This is a genomic window from Nocardia kruczakiae NBRC 101016, from assembly GCF_001612965.1.
Taxonomy (GTDB): domain Bacteria; phylum Actinomycetota; class Actinomycetes; order Mycobacteriales; family Mycobacteriaceae; genus Nocardia; species Nocardia kruczakiae.
The window spans coordinates 12,263-31,522 of the sequence record NZ_BDBL01000043.1; the positions used below are offsets into that span (position 1 = coordinate 12,263).

A 19,260-nucleotide genomic window follows, 5' to 3' on the forward strand; every position below is an offset into this window, starting at 1 on the left:
GGCGGGCCGGGTCCGGGCGGTGTGGCTCGAATTTCACAATCGTCTCTCCGTGATCGGCAACACTGCCAACACGAAGCTATCGGTTACAACTAGTTACAGTAAAGCTGGTCACGGTGTGAGGGTGACCGCTCCGAGACCTGCGTGAAGGGCAGCGATAAATCCAGCTCACATGCATGTTTTTCTAAGTGAACGCGCGTTCTGCAACGTGTTATCAGCACGGATCTGCTATCGCTATGATCCACGTCACGTGTGACCGGCCACAACGATTCGCCCTCGAGGACTTGCCGTGAGGAAGACGAATCCGGCCGGCAACACCAGGTGAACACCGCTTTGCAAGGGAGTGGCGCGGCCCGGGACAACTGTCAGCACACCCGCGCCGACGGTCAACGCCGGTCCCGGAGATCTCACCCGATTCGGTCCAGGAGTTCACCCGGAATCGGACGCGACGCCGCCGGTTACTGTATTGATTCGACGGCGCACGGGCACGCCACACAGAGGGGAGCCGATGACTGCCGCATTGATTCCGGGCGAGCTGACCCACGACGGCCGGCCGCGCAGCTTTCACCTGCGGCCACCCCGGGAACCGGGCAGTCCGCTGATCGTGGCGTTGCACGGGAATATGGGGCCGGATACCGCGGGCGGCGGCCTGCTCATGGACGACTGGACCCGATTCGCCGATCACGCCGAGGACTGGGGCGTCGGTGTCGTCTATCCCGACGGTTGCTACGGCAGTTGGGCCGACGGGCGCGGCGTCACCGCCGCGGAGGAGAACGGGGTCGATGATGTGGGATTCCTGCGCAGTCTGATCGACTGGTGCGCGCAGATGCACGGGACCGCGGCCGATCGGACGCTGGTGGCCGGAATATCCAACGGCGCCTTCATGTCTCATCGGCTCGCGCTCGAATGCAGCGAACGGGTCGCCGTGTTCGCCGCGGTGGCCGGGACGCTGCCCGCCGACCTGACCGCGGCGCGCCCGACCCATGCGGTGTCGGCGATGCTGATCAACGGCGATGCCGATCCCCTGGTCCCGCTCGCGGGCGGACACTCCCGCCACCGCGGGCCGAACGGTGAAGCGCGCGGGCGGATTCTCGGCGCCGCCGCGACCGCCGACCACTGGGCGAGGCTCGACCGGTGCACCGGCGACCGAACCACCGTCACGACCGCCGGCTCGCGCCGCGTCACCGCCGCACACGGCATCGCCGATACCGCCGTCACGGCATGGACGGTGTTCGGCGGGGGCCACACCTGGCCGGGTGTCGCCGTGCCGGAGGAATTGGCCGGCACTCCCGGCGCGGCATCCACCCTGGAATTCGACGCCACGGTAGAAATCCATCACTTCGCCCGCCCGCTCCTGCGACCGGCGGCGCGGCGGCTACTTCCACCCCGGTCGGAGAAGGAGAACCGATGAGTATTCTCGGCAAGCTGCTCGCCCATCGCCGCGCCGGTGAATCGGGACTGGCGTGGAATCAGCCGAACCTGCTCGGCGACACCGTCTTTCGACTCACGAGTCCGGACTTCGAGCCGGAAGCCGCGCTCGACATCCGGCATGCCTCCCGCCGGATCGGTGGCGCCGACGAGTCTCCCGCCTTGAGCTGGAGCGGCGCGCCCGGCACCTCGGCGGGCTATCTGCTGGTGGTCGAGGATCCCGATGCTCCGATGCGGAAGCCGTTCGTACATTGCGTCGCGCTCCTCGATCCTGCGGTGCGGAGCCTGTCCCGCAACGCGTTACGCGCCGATACCGACGAAGCGGGTGTGCGGGTACTGCGGTCCGGATTCGGCCGCGGATACCTGGGCCCCGCCCCGATCAAGGGGCACGGACCGCACCGGTACGTCTTCGAGCTGTTCGCCCTGGGCGCACCCCTCACCACGGCCGCGGGCAAACCCGTCGAGAGTGCGAAACCCCGTGAGGTGCTGGCGGCCGCACAGGCGGTGGGCCGGGCGCGGATCGACGGATTCTACGAACGCTCCTGAGGCTCAGAAGCTCAGCGGCTCAGGGCATGCCGTTCGGCCGATAGCTGCGCAGCGCCTGCCGCAGGACCGTCAGGCGCTGTTCGCGAAAGTCCGTCCGGCCCTGTTCGACAGCGTCCAGCACGTCGAGCGCGGGATCGGCACACGCCCAGAAGCGCAGCTTGTTCTCGACGACGGGCCCGAGATCCCGTGCGCGACACCGCTGGATCTCGCGCACGAACTCGTGCCCCGCCTCCGGGTACAGGTAGCAGAGGTCGTAGTCGGGATCACCGATCTCCACATCGCCGAAGTCGATCAGTCCGCTGATCCTGCCGTCGCTGATCAACAGATGATCCAGGCTCATATCGGCATGGATGAGCGTCGGTTCGAAGTCGAAGTTGGCGTCGTCGTCGAGATATCGCTGCCACGCCCCGGACAGCTCCGCGGCCTCGGCCGTGTCCAGCAACGGAAGCACCTCGGTACGAACGGACTTCAGATCCGCGGCGAAATCACCCCGCAGATCGGTGACCTCGACACCGAAGTCCCGGGCGCGGTCCACCGGAAACGAGTGGATCCGTTCGATCAATTCCGCGATCGTGTGTGCCGTATCGGCGCACAGCAGTCCCCGCTCGGCCCAGTCCGCTTCGTCGAGCGATTCGCCCGGCACGAGCGGATACACGCAGAACTCCCCCGGCCCCAACGGATTCGGCGCGGTGAACAGGAACCGCGGAATCGGCACCGGCAGCAGCGGGGCCAACTCAGGAAGCAGCCCGGCCTCGCGGGCGATCCCTTCCGCTCCGTGCGGATCCTGCGGCAGGCGCAGCACATAGGCATCCCCCGCCGAATCCAGCTGAAGCGCAACGCTGTCCAAACCCGCGCCCAGCAGCCGCAGTGAACCGTCCGCCAACTCCGGCCGGGGTGAGTCCGCGAGAGCGCCGCGCACCCGGGCCTGCCAATCGGGAGGAAGTTCCACGCTCGCGCGCATATCCATGTCCGCATCGTAGAACCGGTGTCCAGCGGTTATCGCCGCCCGGCGATCCGCGCGGCCGGGCGGGCGGGGTGGCGGCGGTCTAAGATCGGCGGCGTGCCGGAATCCGGGAGCTCAGTACCCGCCTCGGTCCAGGTGTGGCGGGCGCTGCAGCGGGTGTACGTCGACCTGCGCCCGGAACTGGATGCCGCACTGCGCCGGGGCCACGGCATGCCCGCCAGCTGGTACGACATGCTCGCAGAACTCGCGGGCACCACCCGTCTGCGGATGAGCGACCTCGGCGAGACCATGGTGCTCAGCCGCACCCGGGTGAGCCGGCTGGTCACCGAATTGGAGGGGCGCGGCCTGGTCACCCGCGAAACCAATCCCGCGGACGGCCGATCGGCCTATGTCGCCATCACCGCGGCCGGGCGGCAGCGGTTGCACGAGGCCACCCCGCATCACCATGCGGTCGTCGATCAGCATTTCGCCGGTCTGGCGGCCGACGAACTCGGCGCCCTCGCCACCGCCCTGCACAAGGTGATCACCGACGACCGGCCTTGACCCGCTCGCGCACAATGGACCGATGTCCGCTCTCTCGACGGTCCTCGATCCGCTTCGGCACACCGCCGGCTATGCCCGCTACTTCCTGAACAAGAGCGCACGCGACCGCGAGGACGCGCAGGCGTTGCGCGAGCTCGAGGCCCGGCCGCTCACGCTGCCGGCCGGTCTGGAGATCGAATGGCTGGGCACCGCCGGATACCGGATGACCTACGAGGGCGTGACGCTGCTCGTCGATCCGTTCCTCACCCGGGTGCCACTGTCGACGGTGGTACGCCGCCGCACCGCACTTCCCGATCCCGCATCGATCGATCGCTTCCTGCCGTCCCTCGATCAAGTGGCGGGAATCGTTGTCGGACACGGTCATTGGGATCACGCCTTGGACGCGCCCGAGCTCGCGCGCCGCTTCGGCTGCGCGGTCTACGGCTCACGATCGGTGCGCAATCTCATGGATCTGCACGGGCTCGGCGAGCGCGGTGTGGAGGTGGAACCCTACCGCCGCTACGAACTCGGACCGTTCACGGTGACCTTCGTGCCGAGCGTGCATTCGAAGATCCCCTTCGGCACCCGGATCCCGTCCCCCGGCGACACCAGTTGCGAATCCCTGGCCGCGCTGGCGCCGATGGCCTACGGCTGCGGACAGACCTGGGGCATCCACATCGCGGTCGCCGGTGTCGAGATCTATCACCAGGGCAGCGCCGACCTCGTCGACGAGGCGATCCGGCATCGCGACGTCGACATCTTCCTCGCCGGGGTGGCCGGACGGTCGGTGACACCGGACTACTGGCGCCGGATCCTGACCCGGCTGCGTCCCGCCACCGTGGTGCCCATGCACTACGACGATTTCCTCCGGCCCCTCGACGCGCCGATGGGCTTCACCGTCGATATCGCCCTGGCCTCGGTGCCCGACGAGATCGGCGCCGTGAGTCGCGCGATCGACGTGGTCGCCCTGCCGGTGCTCAGTCCTCGCTCCCCCGGCGGCCGATGAGCAGATGAGCCGGAATGGGCTGCCGATCGATCCGCCGGTGTTCGACCGCCAGCCCGGCTCGTTCCAGCGCCTCCGATACGTCGTCGACCGGCCGCAACCGGAACCCGTGCGCGGTGAACGGCATCCTCGTCATCGCCGCCGGATCCCCGATACCGACCACCACCCGGCCGCCCGGGCGCAGCACGCGCGCCAGCTCCACGCAGGCCCGGTCCAGATCATCGACGAAATAGACGGTATTCACCGTGATCACCGCGTCCAGGCTCGCCGAGGCGAGCGGCAACTCGGTGAGTCCGCCCTCGACGATCCGCAGCCGGCCGGTGCCGATGTCCCGGGCGAAGCGAGCACGGGCCCGGGCCGACATATCCGGAGAGATCTCCACACCGTGCACGGTCCCGGCCTCGCCGACCTCGCGCAGCAGGATCGACAGTCCCACACCGCCGCCGAAACCGACATCGGCCGCGGCCTGTCCCGCGCGCACTTCGGCCGCGTCGACCGCGGCGTCGATGGCGAAGCGGTTGGCCCGGTTCAGCATCCGCGCGACCACCTTGCCCAGGACCCCGTGTGGATTGCCCAGCTGCGCGGCGACCGTGGACATAGCGCGCGTGACAAGGGAATTCATGCCACGCATGCTACCGATCCGGAGTACGCCGCACCGGCGCGCGCGGCTCGCCTGCGGCGCGGATCCACCGCCCGGCCCGGTCGGCGGCCTACTCTGCATCCGTGGCCGACTCCGACAATGTGCGCGACACCGGGAGCTGGAAACATCCGCACGAACCGCACGGCGGAGGTTTCGCGTCCCGGCTGAACTGGTTGCGCGCCGGGGTGCTGGGCGCCAACGACGGCATCGTGTCGACTGCGGGCCTGGTGGTGGGCGTCGCCTCGGCCACCGCGGCCACCACACCCATCCTCACCGCGGGTGTGGCCGGGCTGGTCGCGGGTGCGCTGTCGATGGCGGTCGGCGAATACGTCTCGGTGAGCACGCAGCGCGACAGCGAACGTGCCCTGCTGTCGCTGGAGAAGCGGGAGCTCGCCGAAGACCCCGATTACGAACTCGCCGAGTTGACCCAGATCTATCGACACAAGGGGCTCACGGAGGCGACCGCGCGGCAGGTCGCGCGGGAATTGACCGCCCACGATGCCTTCGCCGCGCACGCCGAGGCGGAATTGGGCCTGGACCCGAACGAGCTGACCAACCCGTGGCAGGCCGCGTTCTCCTCCGCGGTGTCGTTCACCTGCGGCGCTCTGCTGCCGCTGCTCGCGATTCTGCTGCCGCCACCGACCTGGCGCATCCCGGTGACCTTCGCCGCGGTGCTGGTGGCGCTGGCCGCGACCGGGTCGGTGAGCGCGCGCCTGGGCGGTGGCAATCCGCGCCGGGCCGTGCTGCGGGTGGTGATCGGTGGCGCGCTGGCCATGGCGGTGACCTACGGTATCGGCCGGATTCCCGGGGTTTCCACCGGCTAGTCGCGAATTCAGTTGTCGCGCACGATGATTCCCGCCGCTCGCGCGAAGGCGGGCGCCATCTCCATCAGCTGGGGTGTGGTGATGATCGTGCCCTTCAGCGTTCCGATATCGGCGACGAGGTCCAGCGCCGCCGCACCCCGCAGATCGACATCTGTGAAGGTGGCGCCGTGCAGGGCGACGCCTTCGAGCCGCGATCCGGGGAAATCGACCTTCCGGAGTGTGGCGGCGGAGAAGTCGGTATCGCGGAAGACGCATTCGGCGAAGGTCACGTTCTGCAGTGTGGCCGCACGGAAGTTCACCGATTCGAATTTGCAGCCCTCGAAACGGATGCGGCGCAGCTGCGCGTCGACGGCGATCACCCCGGACCACGCCGAGTCGACGAATTCGGCATCCAGCCAACGGGTTTCGCAGGCATCGATCCCGATCCACCGCACCCCGCGCAGCCAGACGTCGTCGAACCGGCAGTGGTTCAGACTGCCGCCGCCGAGCACCACACCGGTCAGCGCCGACTCACTGAACCAGGAGCCGCCGGCCGACACCTCGTCGACGGAGGTGGCGTCGAGGTGAACCCGCTCGTACTCGGTATCGGGGGCGAGCGGTTCCAGCAGCGGCGTCAGATTCCGGGCATAGGGCAGGTCGGCGAGGTCGCGAGGCATTCCTGCACCCTAGACATGCGCACCGACAGGTCCACGCCGGCTCAGTTCACGAACTCGTGGTCGGTGCGCACCCTCCCGTCGGGATCGAAGGTCAGCACCTCGAGTCCGGAGCCGGCGACCGTGCCGTCCGCACGCGAGCGCATCACCCAGGTCAGCGCCACGGCGGCGCCGGCATGCCGCACCGGCTCGCCCTCGGCCTCGAAGAAGTGCTCACCATCGGCGACGAACATCTCGTACGCCCGGGTGACGCGGGCGAACATCGCGTCGTAGCCGCGGACCTCGATCGCCGGGGCGGACACCCCGTACTGGCGGGCGGTACCGCGGATGCCCTCGGGCGGGTTGACCAGGATCTGATAGCCGTCCTCTGCCCAGACCTCGCGGATCAGCTCGCGGCGCCGGTCGGCATCGGGCTCGTTCCACTGGCCGATCCAACGGTCGAGCAGATTCTTCAGTTCGATATCGGTGGGTTCGTAGCTCATGCCGCCGAGTCTGTCGGCCGGCGCGCACTCACGCGATTCCCCGCAGGGTATGGCGGAGCGCCGCTCCGAAGCCGACGATGATCCCATGACGACAGTCGCGCAACCGGGCCCCTTCGCGCAGGAACTGCGACGCTGGCGGGGGCTGCGGCGGTGGAGCCAGCTCGATCTGGCCATCCGCGCCGACACCACGCAACGCCATCTCAGTTATCTCGAACAGGGCCGTTCCCGGCCGGGTCGCGCCATCGTGCTGCGGCTGGCCGAGTCGCTGGAACTGTCGCTGCGCGAACGCAATGCGCTGCTGGCGACGGCGGGCTACACCCCCGCCTACGACGAATCCGGTGTCGACGCACCGCAGTTGGCTCCCGTACGCGAGGCCCTGCGCACGATCCTGTCCGGGCATATGCCCTATCCGGCGCTGATCGCCGACCGCTACGGAAACCTGATCGAGGCGAACGCCGCATTCGACGTCTTCACCGACGGCTGTGCGCCCGAACTGCTCACCGCGCCGATCAATGTGCGCCGCTTGGCATTACATCCGGACGGTCTGGCGCCGCGAGTGGTCAACTTCGCCGAATGGGGCCGGCATGTCACCGAATCCATGCGGACACGCAACCGCACATCACCGGACCCGCGCGCCGAGGAACTGGTCGCCGAATTCGAGAGCTATCTCCCGGAGACCGACCCCGGACCCGGCTACCTCGGCTTCGCGGTGCCGCTGCGACTGCGCAGCGAGGCCGGTGAATTGCGATTGATCACCACGCTCACCTCGTTCGCCACCGCCACCGACGTCTCGCTGGCGGAACTGCACCTCGAGGCCTTCCTGCCCGCCGACGAGTCCACCGCCGAAGTGCTCCGGCAGCGCGCCGGATGATCCGGCGCCGACGATCGGCGGGCTTCGGAAGTTAGTGCACCGGTTCGAAATCCACGCGGCCGTCTTCGGTCACCGCATAGATGCCAGAGGCCAGGTCCAGCGCGACCACGGTCCGCGCCGCGGCCTCGGCGATATGGATGCGCGGCGGATCGGGCCGGTCCGCGTTCTCGGGATAGTAGGTTCCGGGACCGTAGAACTGGCCGTAGCGCAGGACGACGCCGCGGACGCCGAGCACCGCATCCTCCAGGAACTGCTTGGCGGCCTGCCCCTCCCCGGTCATCTCCCACGCCACGCTCTGGGCGAGAAAACGTTTCGCGCCGGCCGCCTGTGCGGCGGCGAGCAGGTTGGCGGTGCCCTCGCGGCGCATCCGCGAATTCGCCGCCCGGCCGGCGGGCAGATCGGCGGGATCGTCGGGCAGGTCGGTGAGCTGATGCATCACCAGATCGGGCGCGAAATCGCGCACCGCCTGTTCCAGCGCCGCCGCGTCGTAGACATCGCAGACGACGGGCCGGGCGCCGAACTCGGTCAGCATCGCCGCCTTCGACTCCGAGCGCGTGAGCCCGGCGACCTCGAAGCCGGCCGAGACCAGCAGGGGTGTCAGTCTGGCGCCCAGTACTCCGGTAGCGCCCGCCACAAAGATCCGCACGACGGATCACGATAACCGCCCGGCGCCGGTCGGCCGGTTCGACACTCTTGACCGCCCCGGGACGGCGCCGGCACGCCACCTCCCGGGGCGCTCGTCGTATACACCCCACGCCCCATCACGCAACGGAGACTCTTGCCGCAGCGATACTCGTAGACGTATATTCGTAGACGAGTAAGGAGGTGCGGGCGATGCCCACGAAGCGAAAAGTCGCCAATCTGCTGGCCCTGGCGGTCCTGGCGACGCTGATCGAACGTCCCATGCACCGCTACGAGATCGCGGCCCAGATGCGCGAACGCGGCAAGGACCGCGATATGGACATCAAATGGGGGTCGCTCTACACCGTCGTGCAGAACCTCGAGAAGCACGGATTCGTCGAGGTCATCGGCAGCGAGCGCGACGGCGCCCGGCCCGAGCGGACGATCTACCGGCTCACCGACGCCGGCCGCGCCGAGGCCGAGGACTGGATCCGCGAACTGATCTCGACCCCGGAACCCGAACCCCATCGGTTCGTGGCGGGCCTGTCCGTGGTGGCCCTGCTGCCGCCGGACGAGGTGATCCCGCTGCTCGACGAACGCACCCGACTGCTCGCCGCGGAGATCGCCGTGCGGCGCCGCGAAATCGAGGAGCAGACGCGATTTCTGCCCCGGCTCTTCCTGGTCGAGGCCGAATTCGGCGTGGCGATGCTCGAGGCCGAGGCGGCGTGGGTCGCCGGACTGCGCACCGAACTCGCCTCCGGCACCTTCCCCGACATCGATTTCTGGCGGCGCGCCCACTCGGAGCAGATTCCGCCCGCCGAGATCGCCGCGATGGTGGAAGGAGGGACGTTCCGACAGCCGACCGCTGACTGAAGTCCAGGACGAAAACCGCGATACGAACCGGGCCCGGCGAAGTGCGGCAACACCGCGCCGAGCCCGATCCACCTACCTCTCGAACCGCATTCACGCAGGCGAACCCAGCCCGAGTATGGCAACTTCAGGATAACTGGGCAGCGCGTGCGCGGATCGGATCGGGTTCATCCACTCGAGGAGAATTCCCATGTCCGCAGTCACATCCGCCCTCGTCATCGGGGGCGGCGTCGCCGGCCCCGTCGCCGCCACCGCCCTGCGCGCGGCCGGGATCGAGGCCACCGTCTACGAGGCCTATCCGGGACCGGCCTACAACATCGGCAGCGCCCTGGGGTTCGCCCCCAACGGCCTGGCCGCGCTGGACGTCATCGGCGCCGGCGATGCCGTGCGCGCGGTCGCACTGCCGATCCGTCACATGGTGATGTCGTTGGGGCACAAGGACATCGAGCTGCCCACCGCCGCCGGCCTGGAACCGCTGCACGCGATCGATCGCAGCGATCTGCACCAGGTGCTACACGATCATGCCGTCGATGCCGGTGTGGCCGTCGAATATTCCAAGCGCCTGGTCGGCGTGGAGGAACATCGCGACGGCGTGACCGCTCGGTTCGCCGACGGATCCACCGCCACCGCCGACATCATCGTGGGCGCCGACGGCATCAAATCGCGGGTGCGCACGCTCATCGATCCGAACGCCCCGGGGGCCGACTACACCGGCATGCTCGGATTCGGCGCCTACACCGAATGCTCGGCTCCGGTCCCCCCGGAGACCATGGTGTTCGCCTACGGCCGCAACGCCTACTATCTGTACTGGTCCATGCCCGACGGCCGGATCGCCTGGGGCGCGAATCTGCCGCAGAAGCAATATCTTTCGCTGACCGAGGCTCGGGAGGTTCCGGCCGAACAGTGGTTGCGGACGCTGCGCGAGATCTACGCCGAGGACACCCCCGGCGCCGACCTGGTACGCAATACGCCGCCGGTAGAGCTGGTCGTCACCGGCGGCCTGCACATCATGCCGCCGGTGCCGCACTGGTATCGCGATCGTATGGTCCTGGTCGGCGACGCGGTGCACGCGCCGTCCAACAGCACCGGCCAGGGAGCGTCACTGGCCATCGAGAGCGCGATACAGCTCGCTCGGTGTCTGCGCGATTTCGATTCGCCGGCAACGGCTTTCGCCGCCTACGAGCGGATCCGCCGTCCCCGGGTGGAGAAGGTCGCGGCCCGCGGTGCCAAGATCAACCAGTCGAAGACCGTCGGCCCGGTGATGCGCCGGATGATGCCGCTGGTCATGCCGCTGGCGACCAAACTCTTCAAGATGGAAGAGGTCATGGCGCGCGAGCAGAGCTACACCATCGACTGGGACGCGCCGGTCGACGAGCGCGCCGAACTCGCCGCCGCGTGATCGAATCGGTTCGGGAGCGAGGGTAATTCGCCGCAGCGCTGCGGTCGGCGGTGATCACACCGTCAGCCGCAGCGCCTCCGGTCGTTCCACTTCCTCCAGCAGTTTCGCCGCGATGTTGTCCAGCGCCCGGTCGAAGAGGGCGCGATCGTCCGGGTCGGCGCAGTCCCAATCGTCGAGATAGCGGCACAGCCACTTGCGCCACGCGGCGAGAATGCGGTCGTACTCCGCCTGGCCGCTCGCGGTCAATTCCAGTCGGTCGCCGTCCACTTCGATGTAGCCGGATCGAATGGCCTTGTCGTACACCGGTTCCAGCACCTCCGGCGGCATCCAGTGCGCACGGGCCACCGCTGCCAGATCTGCCGATCCGCGGGCGCGCTGCAACATCTTCACCTGCCCGATGGCCCAGGCCTGATCCCGGCCGAGCGGGCTGTCGGCGGCCGCCAGGATCCGGGGATCGGGCAGCTCGTCGTCCCGCAACTTGCGTAGCACGTTCGCGAGCGAATGTTCCAGGCGGACAGTACGATCCGGAGAATCGGGCACCGAGAAGCCGCCGCCCACATCGGCCGCCTCCGCACGGACGCTGTCGCGCAACGGCACCTGTTTGAGAAACCATGCCACGACGAAGCCGACCACCGCCACCGGCACCACCCAGCGGAAGACGTAATCGATGGTGTCGGCATAGGCGTCGATGATCGGAATCGCCTGCGCGTACGGAAGCTGGTGCAGCAGTTGCGGGCTCTGCGCCACCGCGGGCGGCACCCCTGGCACCTCGGTGAGCGCCTGACGCAGATTCGGTTCCAGCTGATTGCTGTAGAGCGTGCCGAAGATCGCGGTGCCGAAGGTCGACCCGACGGTCCGGAAGAAGGTGACACCCGAGGTGGCGGTGCCCAGGTCCTGATACGGGACGGTGTTCTGCACGACGATCGTCAGCACCTGCATCGCCAGGCCGATGCCCAGACCCAGGATCAGCATGTACAGCGATTGCAGCCAGAAGCCCGTGGTCCGGCCCATGGTCGACATCAGATACAGCCCCAGCGCCATGACCGCGGTACCGGCGACCGGGAAATACTTGTAGTAGCCGGTCCGGCCGACCACCTGCCCGGAGATGATCGAGGTGGTGAACAGGCCGACCACCAACGGCAACGTGCGCAGTCCGGACGCGGTGGCCGAAACACCGTTGACGTACTGCAGATAGGCCGGCAGATAGGTCATCGCGCCGAGCATCGCGAAGCCCACGATGAAGCTGAGGATCGAACAGACGGTGAAGACGTTGCTGCGGAACAGATGCATCGGCAGCATCGGCTCGGCCGCGCGCGTCTCGACGACGACGAACGCGGCCAGCAGCACCACCGCGGCCGCGAACAGTCCGATGATCGTCGCCGAACCCCACGGATATTCCTGACCACCCCATTCCAGTCCCAGGATCAGACAGCTGACACCGATCGCGACCAGCGCGATGCCGGCATAGTCGACCACCGGCCGCACCGCCGCGCGGATCGACGGAATCGCCCGCGCCGCAACGACGATCATCAGAATCGCCAGCGGCACGTTCACGTAGAAGCACCAGCGCCAGCTGGCATGGTCGGTGAACAGCCCGCCCAGCGTGGGGCCGACCACGGTGGTGATGCCGAAGACCGCGCCCAGCGCACCCTGATATTTGCCCCGGTCACGCAGCGGGATCACATCGGCGATCAGCGCCATCGAGGTCACCATCAACCCGCCCGCGCCGACGCCCTGGATACCGCGCGCGACGATCAGCAGCGTCATGCCGTGAGCGAGTCCCGCCACCATCGAGCCGATGATGAAGATCAGGCCACTGAGCTGGAAGATCAGTTTGCGGCCGAACAGGTCGCCGAATTTGCCGGCCAGCGCGGTGGCGACCGCCTCGGCCAGCAGATATGCCGTCACCACCCAGGCCATGTGCCCGGCGCCGCCCAGATCGGCGACGATGGTGGGCAACGCGGTCGACACGATGGTCTGATCCAGCGCGGCCATCAACATCCCCAGCACCACGGTGATGAAGACGACGTTGGCGCGGGTATGACTCACGGGTGCGGGCGATTCGGCGACTGCGGCAACACCGGACATTAGCTCAGTATGTGCCCTGAGCCCGATTCGGTCGGCGCAACACGGCAATACGCCAGCTCGCTCGCCGACACCGCAAATCTACGGCACTCAAATCGGGTGCACCGAGACCACGATCGATACCCTGAGGACACTGTGACAGAACCCTACCGCCGGAACTTACTCTGGAGTAAGGTCGGGCGGTGAGGATGCGACGAGGCTCCTTTCCCCAACGGTAAACAGTGAGGTCTCACCATGGCGTGGAATCCCAGCGAGATCCCGGCGCAGCACGGACGCACGTTCGTGATCACCGGGGCCAACGGCGGTATCGGCAAGCACACCACCCGGGCCCTGGCCGCCAAGGGGGCGACCGTCATCATGGCCTGCCGCAATACCTCGACCGCCCAGCAGATCGCCGACGGTATCGACGGGGACGTCCGGGTATCGGCGCTGGATCTGGCCGACCTCGCATCGATTCGCGAATTCGCCGAGCGCACCGGGGAATTCGATGTGCTGATCAACAACGCGGGCCTGATGAACATCCCCTTCTCGCGCACCGCGGACGGATTCGAAACCCAGTGGGGGGTCAACCATCTCGGGCACTTCGCGCTGACCGGACTGCTGCTGGACCGCATCGGCGACCGGGTGATCAGCCTCGCCAGCATCGCGCATCGGCAGACCCCGAAGCTGTGGATCGACGATCTCAACTACGAGAACCGCCGCTACCAGCGCAACCTCGCCTACGCCCAGTCGAAGTTGTCGAATCTGATGTTCGCCCGGGAACTGCAGCGACGCCTGGCCGAATCGGGATCCGCCACCCGGTCCTACGCCGTACACCCCGGCGTCTCGCCCACCGATCTGTTCACCCGCACCGAGACCCCGCTCGACAAGGTCGCCAAACCCTTCATCGCCCTGGCCGGGCACTCACCGCGCAAGGCCGCCGAGTCGAGCCTCTTCGCGGCCACCGTGCCGGACGCCGATCCGAACATCTACTGGGGGCCGACGCTGCTGTTCGGTTCCCGCGGTCCGGTCCGGCCCTCACCGTCGAGCTCGCTGTCGAAGAACACCGATCTGCAGCGGCGGCTGTGGGAGGAATCCGAACGGCTGACCGGCGTCACCTACAAATTCTGACCAGCGGAGATCGCCGGGCACCTCACACTACGGGCCGTGTAGTAGACCGGGTACCGTGGTAGGCGTGTCCGCACCACATCGTCGCCCGGCTCTGATCATCTTGGTGGTCGTGGCCGCGCTGGCCTGCCTGGGGCTGGGCTGGTGGCAGTGGGGACGGTTCGAATCCTCGTCCGGAACCGCGCAGAACCTCGGCTACGCGCTGCAATGGCCGCTGTTCGCCGGATTCGTGGTCTTCGCCTACTTCCGGTTCGTGCGGCTCGAGCGCGATACCGCCGCCCAGCACACCGAGGCGCCGGAGACCACCGAGCCATCGAGCCCGGCCGAATCCGCGACCCCGGCTCGGCGGAGGGTCAAACGAGCCGCTCCGCGCGAGATCCCGGCCGGGATCCTGCCGGAACGGCCGACCGCCGCACGCGACGATGACCCGGTGCTGGCCGAATACAACAAGTATCTTGCCGATCTGCACGCACAGGATGTGCGCGAGCGGATGCACGCCGTGGGGCTCGACGGCCCCGACACCGAGAGGAGAGCCGGTTGAGCGCCGACCACCCCACCACACCGGCACCGGCCGCCACACCGGCCCCCGCGGCCCGCGACACCGGCCGCATCCGCTCGGCGCTGACCCGCTACCGCGTACTCGCCTACATCACCGGTGTCTGGCTGCTGCTGTTGTGCGCGGAGATGGTGTACAAGTACCTGCTGCTCGATGACAGCAGCAAGGCGCCGCACTGGCTGTTCTACGTCGGCCAGATCCACGGCATCTTCTACATGCTGTACCTGGTGTTCACCATCGACCTGGGCATCAAGACGCGCTGGAAGCCGCTCACGCTGGTGATCACCGCCCTGGCCGGCACCATCCCGTTCCTGTCCTTCGTCTGCGAGCACTACCGCACCCGGCAGGTCCGCGCCGAATTCTCGAGCTGAGGCTGAGCCGCCTCTCCGGGTCTTCAGGCCAGACTCGGGTGCGGAGAGACGCGCGTTGGCGGCCGGCGGTCAGTCCGGTAGCCAGTCAGCCCGTACCCGGTGAGTTACCCATGTGCTCGCGTAATCAGCGGTTACCGAGATCTGTTCGATGGATTCCCGCGCACCCGGTCAAGGGTGCGCGGGAGTCATTTTCAGGACTTCGCCAGGTTCGCCAGTGCGGGGAGCAGGGCGCGCAGGGCCCGGCCGCGGTGGGAGGCGGCGTCCTTGTCCGCCGGGGTGAGCTGGGCCGCCGAGACCGTTCCGCCGTCCGGGACGAACAGCGGGTCGTAGCCGAAACCGCCGTCGCCGACCGGCTTTCGCGCGATCGTGCCCGGCCATTCACCGATCGTAACGACCTCGCGGCCGTCGGCGACCAGGGCGCAGGCCGAGACGAAGCGGGCGCCGCGGCGGTCGTCGGGGACATCTCCCAGCTGGGCGAGCAGCAGGTCGTTGTTCGCCGCGTCGTCACCGTGGCGGCCCGACCAACGCGCGGACAGCACACCGGGCATACCGTTGAGCGCGTCGACGGCGAGGCCGGAATCGTCTGCCACACAAGGCAATCCGGTGGCCGCCGCGCCGTCGCGCGCCTTGGCGAGAGCGTTCTCCTCGAACGTCGCGCCCGTTTCGGGTGCCTCCGGGAACGGCGGCACCTCGTCCAGGCCGACGATCTCGAGACCCGCGACTCCCGCCTCGTCGAGGATGCGGCGCAATTCGCCGAGCTTCTTGGCGTTGCGGCTGGCCACCAGTACCCGGCGCGCCATTACTTTTTCTTCTCGCCCGGCTCGGGCAGCTGCCCCGGATACGGCAGCGCGAGCGCCTGCTTCTGCACCTCGAACAGCTGCTCGCAGCCGGCCAGCGCGGAATCCAGCAGCTTGTCCAGGGTGGAGCGCGGGAAGGTGGCGCCCTCGCCGGTGCCTTGGATCTCGACCAGGGTGCCGGTGTCGGTCGCGACCACGTTCATATCGACCTCGGCGCGCGAATCCTCCTCGTACGGCAGGTCCAGGCGCACCCGCCCGTCGACCACGCCGACGCTGACCGCGGCGATCATGCACGAGATCGGCTGCGGGTCGGCCAGGCGGCCGGCGGCGCCCAGATAGGTGATCGCGTCCGACAGCGCCACATAGGCGCCGGTGATCGCGGCGGTGCGGGTGCCGCCGTCGGCCTGCAGGACGTCGCAGTCGAGGGCGATGGTGTTCTCGCCGATCGCGGCCAGGTCGATGCATGCGCGCAGGGACCGGCCGACCAGACGGCTGATCTCCTGGGTGCGCCCGCCGACCCTGCCCTTCACCGACTCGCGCCCGCTGCGGGTGTGGGTGGCGGCCGGTAGCATCGCGTATTCGGCTGTGAGCCAGCCCAATCCGGAATCACGCCGCCACGGGGGCACCCCCTCGGTGACGCTCGCGGTGCACATCACCCGCGTCTGACCGAATTCGACCAGTACCGAACCCGCCGGATGCGTGGTGAATCCCCGGGTGATCCTTACCTCGCGGAGTTCGTCGTCCGCTCTGCCATCGGCTCGTCTAGACACAACGCCAGCCTAAGGGATGGGTACGACGCCCCTCCCTCGGCGGGGCGACCGACATCTCCACCCGGCGGGGCAGGTGCTCAGATTTCGATGACCTCACCCGGCGAGACCGCGTGCACGGGTCCGCTGAACTGCTCCTTGGCCTCCGCGATGACGTCCTCGCGCGAGGTCCACGGCGGAATGTGGGTGAGCAGCAGTTCGCCGACACCCGCACGGGCGGCGATCATTCCGGCCTCGGTACCCGAAAGGTGAATGCCCGGTGGGCGATTGGCCGGATCGTGGGTCCACGAAGCCTCCGAGAGCAGCACGTCGGCGCCCTCCGCGAGTTCGAACACCGCGGGGCACAAGGCGGTATCACCCGTGTAGACCAACGTCCGGCCGGCGGCGGTGGTGATGCGCAGGCCGTAGGACTCCGGCGGGTGGTACATCCGGCGGGCGACCACCGTGTGGCCCGGGCCGAAACGCACCTCGGCGCCCTCCTGCCAGGGGCGCATATCGATCACGTCGGACCAGTCGTCGCATTCGCCGCCGATCTCGGCCGAGGCGTTGCCGATCCGCAGCGCCGAATCCGAGGGACCCTGCACGATGGCCTTCCCGGTCGGCGGGTTCGGGTGATACCGCCGCCACACCAGCAGTCCGGGCAGGTCCAGGCAGTGATCGGCGTGCAGATGGGTGAGGAAGATGTCGACCTCGCCGGGGTCCAGGTAGCGCTGCAACGCGCCCAGCACACCGGGACCGAAATCGATCACGGTGGGGGTCATATCCGGACCGGTCAGCAGATAGCCCGACGCAGGGGAATCCGGGCCGGACACACTGCCCGAACACCCGAGGACGGTGAGTCGCATTCCCCCATGCTGCCACGCTGCATTCTCACTCAACTGGGGATCCCCCAAATCGCCGGCCGAGTTCCGCAGTCACCCCGACGATGCGAGGCGGCCGGCACTCTCCCCGCGACGATGACGACGTTCATTCGATGAGAGTACCCAGCCGGCCAGCAGTCCACCCAACGCACCGAAAAGATGCCCTTGCCAAGAGATTCCGGTCTGGCCGGGCAGCACACCCCACAGAATCGAGCCGTACAACAGACCCACGACGACACCCACCAGGATCTGCCACAGGTTGCGGGTGAACAGGCCGCGCGAGATCAGATAGGTGAGCCAGCCGAACACCAGCACCGAGGCGCCGATGTGCACCGAACCACTCGCCCCGGTGAGCCAGGTGCCGACCCCGGCCACGACCCAGACGATCGCGGTGGCGGCCAGTCCGCGACCGATCCCGGTGAGCAGCGTCAGCAGTCCCAGCACGATCACCGGCAGGGTGTTGCCGATCAGATGCGCCCAGTTCGCGTGCAGTACGGGGGCGAAGACGATGCCCTCCAGACCCTCGGCCGTCCGGGGCCTCACCCCCGCACCGTCGAGGTCGTGATGCGAGACGGTGTCGACGCCCTCGACCGCGTACAACAACGCCACGAACGTGAGAGTCATCGCAATTGCCCGCTGCCACAACAACTTCAGAGCGGCGGTACGTCCGGGCTCCGACGCCGGCGCTGCGGGGGCGGGCCGGGGCGAGGGAAACTGCGAACCGGACGGTACGGAACCGGCGGGCGTTCCCGCGGACTTCTGCAGTTCGGCCCGCAGCGCGGCAATCCGATCCGGGTCGAACGACGGACCCATCTGCTCGGCCACCGCCATCACCTCCTCGCGAGACCGGCCGTCCGGTCGCTCGCCCTCAACGGTACCGCTGCGGCGAGGACCGGCGGTGCGGCCGCGAGGCGACGGTCCACCGAACTACTAGGCCCAGAGCTGACCTTCGAGACGTTCCTCGGCTTCCTCCAGCGTGCCGTCGTACGCGCCGGTCGACAGGTATTTCCAGCCGCCGTCGGCCACCACGAACGCGATATCGGCCCGCTTACCCGCGCGCAACGCCTTGTTGCCCACGCCGAGGGCGGCGTGCAGGATCGCGCCGGTGGAGATGCCGGCGAAGATGCCCTCCTCCAGCACCAGCTCCCGCGTGCGCCGCACCGCGTCGTACGGCCCGACCGAGAACCGCGAGGTCAGCACCGATTCGTCGTAGAGCTCCGGGATGAAGCCCTCGTCGATGTTGCGCAGCCCGTAGACCAGTTCGCCGTAGCGCGGCTCGGCGGCCACGATATCGATCTCCGCGACGTTCTCCCGCAGGTAGCGGCCGGTTCCCATCAGGGTCCCGGTGGTGCCCAGCCCGGCGACGAAGTGGGTGATCTCCGGCAGATCCGCCAGGATCTCCGGGCCGGTGCCCTGATAGTGCGCATCGGCATTGGCCGGATTCCCGTACTGGTACAGCATCACCCAGTCGGGATGTTCGGCGGCGATCTGCTTGGCCTTCGCGACGGCCTGGTTGGAGCCACCGGCGGCCGGAGAGTCGATGATCTCGGCACCGAACATGGTCAGCAACTGCCGCCGCTCGACCGAGGTGTTCTCCGGCATCACACAGACCAGGCGATACCCCTTGAGCTTGGCGGCCATGGCCAGCGAGATGCCGGTGTTGCCACTGGTCGGCTCCAGGATCGTGCAGCCCGGCCGCAGCGTGCCGTCGGCCTCGGCCTGCTCGATCATGCGCAAGGCCGGACGGTCCTTGATCGACCCGGTCGGGTTGCGGTCCTCCAGCTTGGCCCACAACCGGACGTGGTCGTCACCGTCCCATCGGGGCGACAGCGTCTTCAGACCCACCAGCGGAGTATTGCCGAGGGTCTCGATCAGCGATTCGTAGCGTGCCACGGAA

Annotated in this window: 22 protein-coding genes; 11 read left to right on the forward strand and 11 right to left on the reverse strand. The window is 68.2% G+C overall.

Features of this window, described 5'->3' with window-relative positions; genetic code table 11:
- The first annotated feature begins 505 nt into the window (after positions 1-505).
- Positions 506-1,408, forward strand: a complete 903-nt coding sequence (locus NK1_RS26810; RefSeq protein ID WP_063013086.1) for a CE1 family esterase — start codon at positions 506-508, stop codon at positions 1,406-1,408.
- Positions 1,405-1,971: a YbhB/YbcL family Raf kinase inhibitor-like protein gene (locus tag NK1_RS26815; protein ID WP_063013088.1), complete on the forward strand. Its 567-nt coding sequence runs from the start codon at positions 1,405-1,407 to the stop codon at positions 1,969-1,971. Before NK1_RS26810 ends, NK1_RS26815 begins: the two co-directional genes overlap by 4 nt.
- A gap of 19 nt (positions 1,972-1,990) precedes the next feature.
- Here the strand turns inward: NK1_RS26815 and NK1_RS26820 are convergent, their stop codons facing one another.
- Positions 1,991-2,938 carry a phosphotransferase gene (locus NK1_RS26820; protein ID WP_063013090.1) on the reverse strand — a complete coding sequence of 316 codons (948 nt, stop codon included), beginning with the start codon at positions 2,936-2,938 and terminating at the stop codon, positions 1,991-1,993.
- A gap of 93 nt (positions 2,939-3,031) precedes the next feature.
- Here NK1_RS26820 and NK1_RS26825 point away from each other — a divergent pair, with 93 nt between their 5' ends.
- Positions 3,032-3,478, forward strand: a complete 447-nt coding sequence (locus NK1_RS26825; RefSeq protein ID WP_063906119.1) for a MarR family winged helix-turn-helix transcriptional regulator — start codon at positions 3,032-3,034, stop codon at positions 3,476-3,478.
- Between the two features lie 22 nt (positions 3,479-3,500).
- The gene (locus NK1_RS26830; RefSeq protein ID WP_063013092.1) at positions 3,501-4,463 is read left to right on the forward strand and encodes an MBL fold metallo-hydrolase; all 963 of its coding nucleotides are present in this window, start codon (positions 3,501-3,503) and stop codon (positions 4,461-4,463) included.
- On the opposite strand, the gene NK1_RS26835 is transcribed toward NK1_RS26830, so the two are convergent.
- Positions 4,435-5,082, reverse strand: coding sequence for a class I SAM-dependent methyltransferase (locus NK1_RS26835; protein WP_063013094.1), 648 nt, complete (start codon positions 5,080-5,082; stop codon positions 4,435-4,437). The two genes, NK1_RS26830 and NK1_RS26835, sit on opposite strands and share 29 nt — an antisense overlap.
- Positions 5,083-5,183: 101 nt before the next feature.
- Here NK1_RS26835 and NK1_RS26840 point away from each other — a divergent pair, with 101 nt between their 5' ends.
- Positions 5,184-5,924: a VIT1/CCC1 transporter family protein gene (locus NK1_RS26840; RefSeq protein WP_063013096.1), complete on the forward strand. Its 741-nt coding sequence runs from the start codon at positions 5,184-5,186 to the stop codon at positions 5,922-5,924.
- Positions 5,925-5,932: 8 nt separating this feature from the next.
- On the opposite strand, the gene NK1_RS26845 is transcribed toward NK1_RS26840, so the two are convergent.
- Both NK1_RS26845 and NK1_RS26850 read right to left on the reverse strand, forming a co-directional pair.
- Positions 5,933-6,580, reverse strand: coding sequence for a pentapeptide repeat-containing protein (locus NK1_RS26845; protein WP_063013098.1), 648 nt, complete (start codon positions 6,578-6,580; stop codon positions 5,933-5,935).
- A 41-nt stretch (positions 6,581-6,621) separates the two neighbouring features.
- Positions 6,622-7,059, reverse strand: coding sequence for a hypothetical protein (locus NK1_RS26850; RefSeq protein ID WP_063013100.1), 438 nt, complete (start codon positions 7,057-7,059; stop codon positions 6,622-6,624).
- Positions 7,060-7,144: 85 nt separating this feature from the next.
- Here NK1_RS26850 and NK1_RS26855 point away from each other — a divergent pair, with 85 nt between their 5' ends.
- Positions 7,145-7,930, forward strand: a complete 786-nt coding sequence (locus tag NK1_RS26855) for a helix-turn-helix domain-containing protein (protein ID WP_063013165.1) — start codon at positions 7,145-7,147, stop codon at positions 7,928-7,930.
- A gap of 31 nt (positions 7,931-7,961) precedes the next feature.
- On the opposite strand, the gene NK1_RS26860 is transcribed toward NK1_RS26855, so the two are convergent.
- Positions 7,962-8,576 (reverse strand): NAD-dependent epimerase/dehydratase family protein, encoded by a 615-nt coding sequence (locus NK1_RS26860; RefSeq protein WP_063013101.1) that lies wholly within the window; start codon positions 8,574-8,576, stop codon positions 7,962-7,964.
- Between the two features lie 188 nt (positions 8,577-8,764).
- Between NK1_RS26860 and NK1_RS26865 the strand changes: the two genes are divergently transcribed.
- Positions 8,765-9,424, forward strand: coding sequence for a PadR family transcriptional regulator (locus NK1_RS26865; RefSeq protein ID WP_063013104.1), 660 nt, complete (start codon positions 8,765-8,767; stop codon positions 9,422-9,424).
- Positions 9,425-9,611: 187 nt separating this feature from the next.
- The gene (locus NK1_RS26870) at positions 9,612-10,820 is read left to right on the forward strand and encodes an FAD-dependent oxidoreductase (protein ID WP_063013106.1); all 1,209 of its coding nucleotides are present in this window, start codon (positions 9,612-9,614) and stop codon (positions 10,818-10,820) included.
- Positions 10,821-10,874: 54 nt separating this feature from the next.
- On the opposite strand, the gene NK1_RS26875 is transcribed toward NK1_RS26870, so the two are convergent.
- Complete coding sequence (locus NK1_RS26875; RefSeq protein ID WP_063013108.1) at positions 10,875-12,908, reverse strand: MDR family MFS transporter; 2,034 nt, start codon at positions 12,906-12,908, stop codon at positions 10,875-10,877.
- A gap of 231 nt (positions 12,909-13,139) precedes the next feature.
- Between NK1_RS26875 and NK1_RS26880 the strand changes: the two genes are divergently transcribed.
- From NK1_RS26880 to NK1_RS26890, 3 genes are all read left to right on the forward strand, one after another.
- Positions 13,140-14,015 (forward strand): oxidoreductase, encoded by an 876-nt coding sequence (locus NK1_RS26880; RefSeq protein ID WP_063013110.1) that lies wholly within the window; start codon positions 13,140-13,142, stop codon positions 14,013-14,015.
- A gap of 64 nt (positions 14,016-14,079) precedes the next feature.
- Entirely contained in the window at positions 14,080-14,553 is a 474-nt protein-coding gene (locus NK1_RS26885) for a transcriptional regulator (RefSeq protein ID WP_084461595.1), read from the forward strand.
- Entirely contained in the window at positions 14,550-14,939 is a 390-nt protein-coding gene (locus NK1_RS26890; protein WP_063013114.1) for a DUF3817 domain-containing protein, read from the forward strand. The genes NK1_RS26885 and NK1_RS26890 overlap by 4 nt, the downstream gene beginning before the upstream one ends.
- 191 nt (positions 14,940-15,130) lie before the next feature.
- On the opposite strand, the gene NK1_RS26895 is transcribed toward NK1_RS26890, so the two are convergent.
- From NK1_RS26895 to NK1_RS26915, 5 genes are all read right to left on the reverse strand, one after another.
- The gene (locus NK1_RS26895) at positions 15,131-15,739 is read right to left on the reverse strand and encodes a non-canonical purine NTP pyrophosphatase (RefSeq protein ID WP_063013116.1); all 609 of its coding nucleotides are present in this window, start codon (positions 15,737-15,739) and stop codon (positions 15,131-15,133) included.
- The gene (gene rph / locus NK1_RS26900; protein WP_063013118.1) at positions 15,739-16,506 is read right to left on the reverse strand and encodes a ribonuclease PH; all 768 of its coding nucleotides are present in this window, start codon (positions 16,504-16,506) and stop codon (positions 15,739-15,741) included. Before rph ends, NK1_RS26895 begins: the two co-directional genes overlap by 1 nt.
- 77 nt (positions 16,507-16,583) lie before the next feature.
- Positions 16,584-17,348 (reverse strand): cyclic nucleotide-degrading phosphodiesterase, encoded by a 765-nt coding sequence (locus tag NK1_RS26905; RefSeq protein ID WP_036498675.1) that lies wholly within the window; start codon positions 17,346-17,348, stop codon positions 16,584-16,586.
- A gap of 69 nt (positions 17,349-17,417) precedes the next feature.
- Positions 17,418-17,987: a rhomboid family intramembrane serine protease gene (locus NK1_RS26910; RefSeq protein WP_245660846.1), complete on the reverse strand. Its 570-nt coding sequence runs from the start codon at positions 17,985-17,987 to the stop codon at positions 17,418-17,420.
- Between the two features lie 306 nt (positions 17,988-18,293).
- The gene (locus NK1_RS26915; protein WP_063013120.1) at positions 18,294-19,256 is read right to left on the reverse strand and encodes a cysteine synthase; all 963 of its coding nucleotides are present in this window, start codon (positions 19,254-19,256) and stop codon (positions 18,294-18,296) included.
- Positions 19,257-19,260 lie beyond the last annotated feature (4 nt).

Coding starts and splice junctions, on each gene's coding strand:
- NK1_RS26820 (WP_063013090.1), bottom strand. CDS start 2,938: ATGGATATGCGCGCGAGCGTGGAACTTCCTCCCGATTGGCAGGCCCGG.
- NK1_RS26830 (WP_063013092.1), top strand. CDS start 3,501: ATGTCCGCTCTCTCGACGGTCCTCGATCCGCTTCGGCACACCGCCGGC.
- NK1_RS26850 (WP_063013100.1), bottom strand. CDS start 7,059: ATGAGCTACGAACCCACCGATATCGAACTGAAGAATCTGCTCGACCGT.
- NK1_RS26810 (WP_063013086.1), top strand. CDS start 506: ATGACTGCCGCATTGATTCCGGGCGAGCTGACCCACGACGGCCGGCCG.
- NK1_RS26880 (WP_063013110.1), top strand. CDS start 13,140: ATGGCGTGGAATCCCAGCGAGATCCCGGCGCAGCACGGACGCACGTTC.
- NK1_RS26875 (WP_063013108.1), bottom strand. CDS start 12,908: ATGTCCGGTGTTGCCGCAGTCGCCGAATCGCCCGCACCCGTGAGTCAT.
- NK1_RS26895 (WP_063013116.1), bottom strand. CDS start 15,739: ATGGCGCGCCGGGTACTGGTGGCCAGCCGCAACGCCAAGAAGCTCGGC.
- NK1_RS26855 (WP_063013165.1), top strand. CDS start 7,145: ATGACGACAGTCGCGCAACCGGGCCCCTTCGCGCAGGAACTGCGACGC.
- NK1_RS26835 (WP_063013094.1), bottom strand. CDS start 5,082: ATGAATTCCCTTGTCACGCGCGCTATGTCCACGGTCGCCGCGCAGCTG.
- NK1_RS26870 (WP_063013106.1), top strand. CDS start 9,612: ATGTCCGCAGTCACATCCGCCCTCGTCATCGGGGGCGGCGTCGCCGGC.
- NK1_RS26910 (WP_245660846.1), bottom strand. CDS start 17,987: ATGACTCTCACGTTCGTGGCGTTGTTGTACGCGGTCGAGGGCGTCGAC.
- NK1_RS26815 (WP_063013088.1), top strand. CDS start 1,405: ATGAGTATTCTCGGCAAGCTGCTCGCCCATCGCCGCGCCGGTGAATCG.
- NK1_RS26905 (WP_036498675.1), bottom strand. CDS start 17,348: ATGCGACTCACCGTCCTCGGGTGTTCGGGCAGTGTGTCCGGCCCGGAT.
- NK1_RS26865 (WP_063013104.1), top strand. CDS start 8,765: ATGCCCACGAAGCGAAAAGTCGCCAATCTGCTGGCCCTGGCGGTCCTG.
- NK1_RS26845 (WP_063013098.1), bottom strand. CDS start 6,580: ATGCCTCGCGACCTCGCCGACCTGCCCTATGCCCGGAATCTGACGCCG.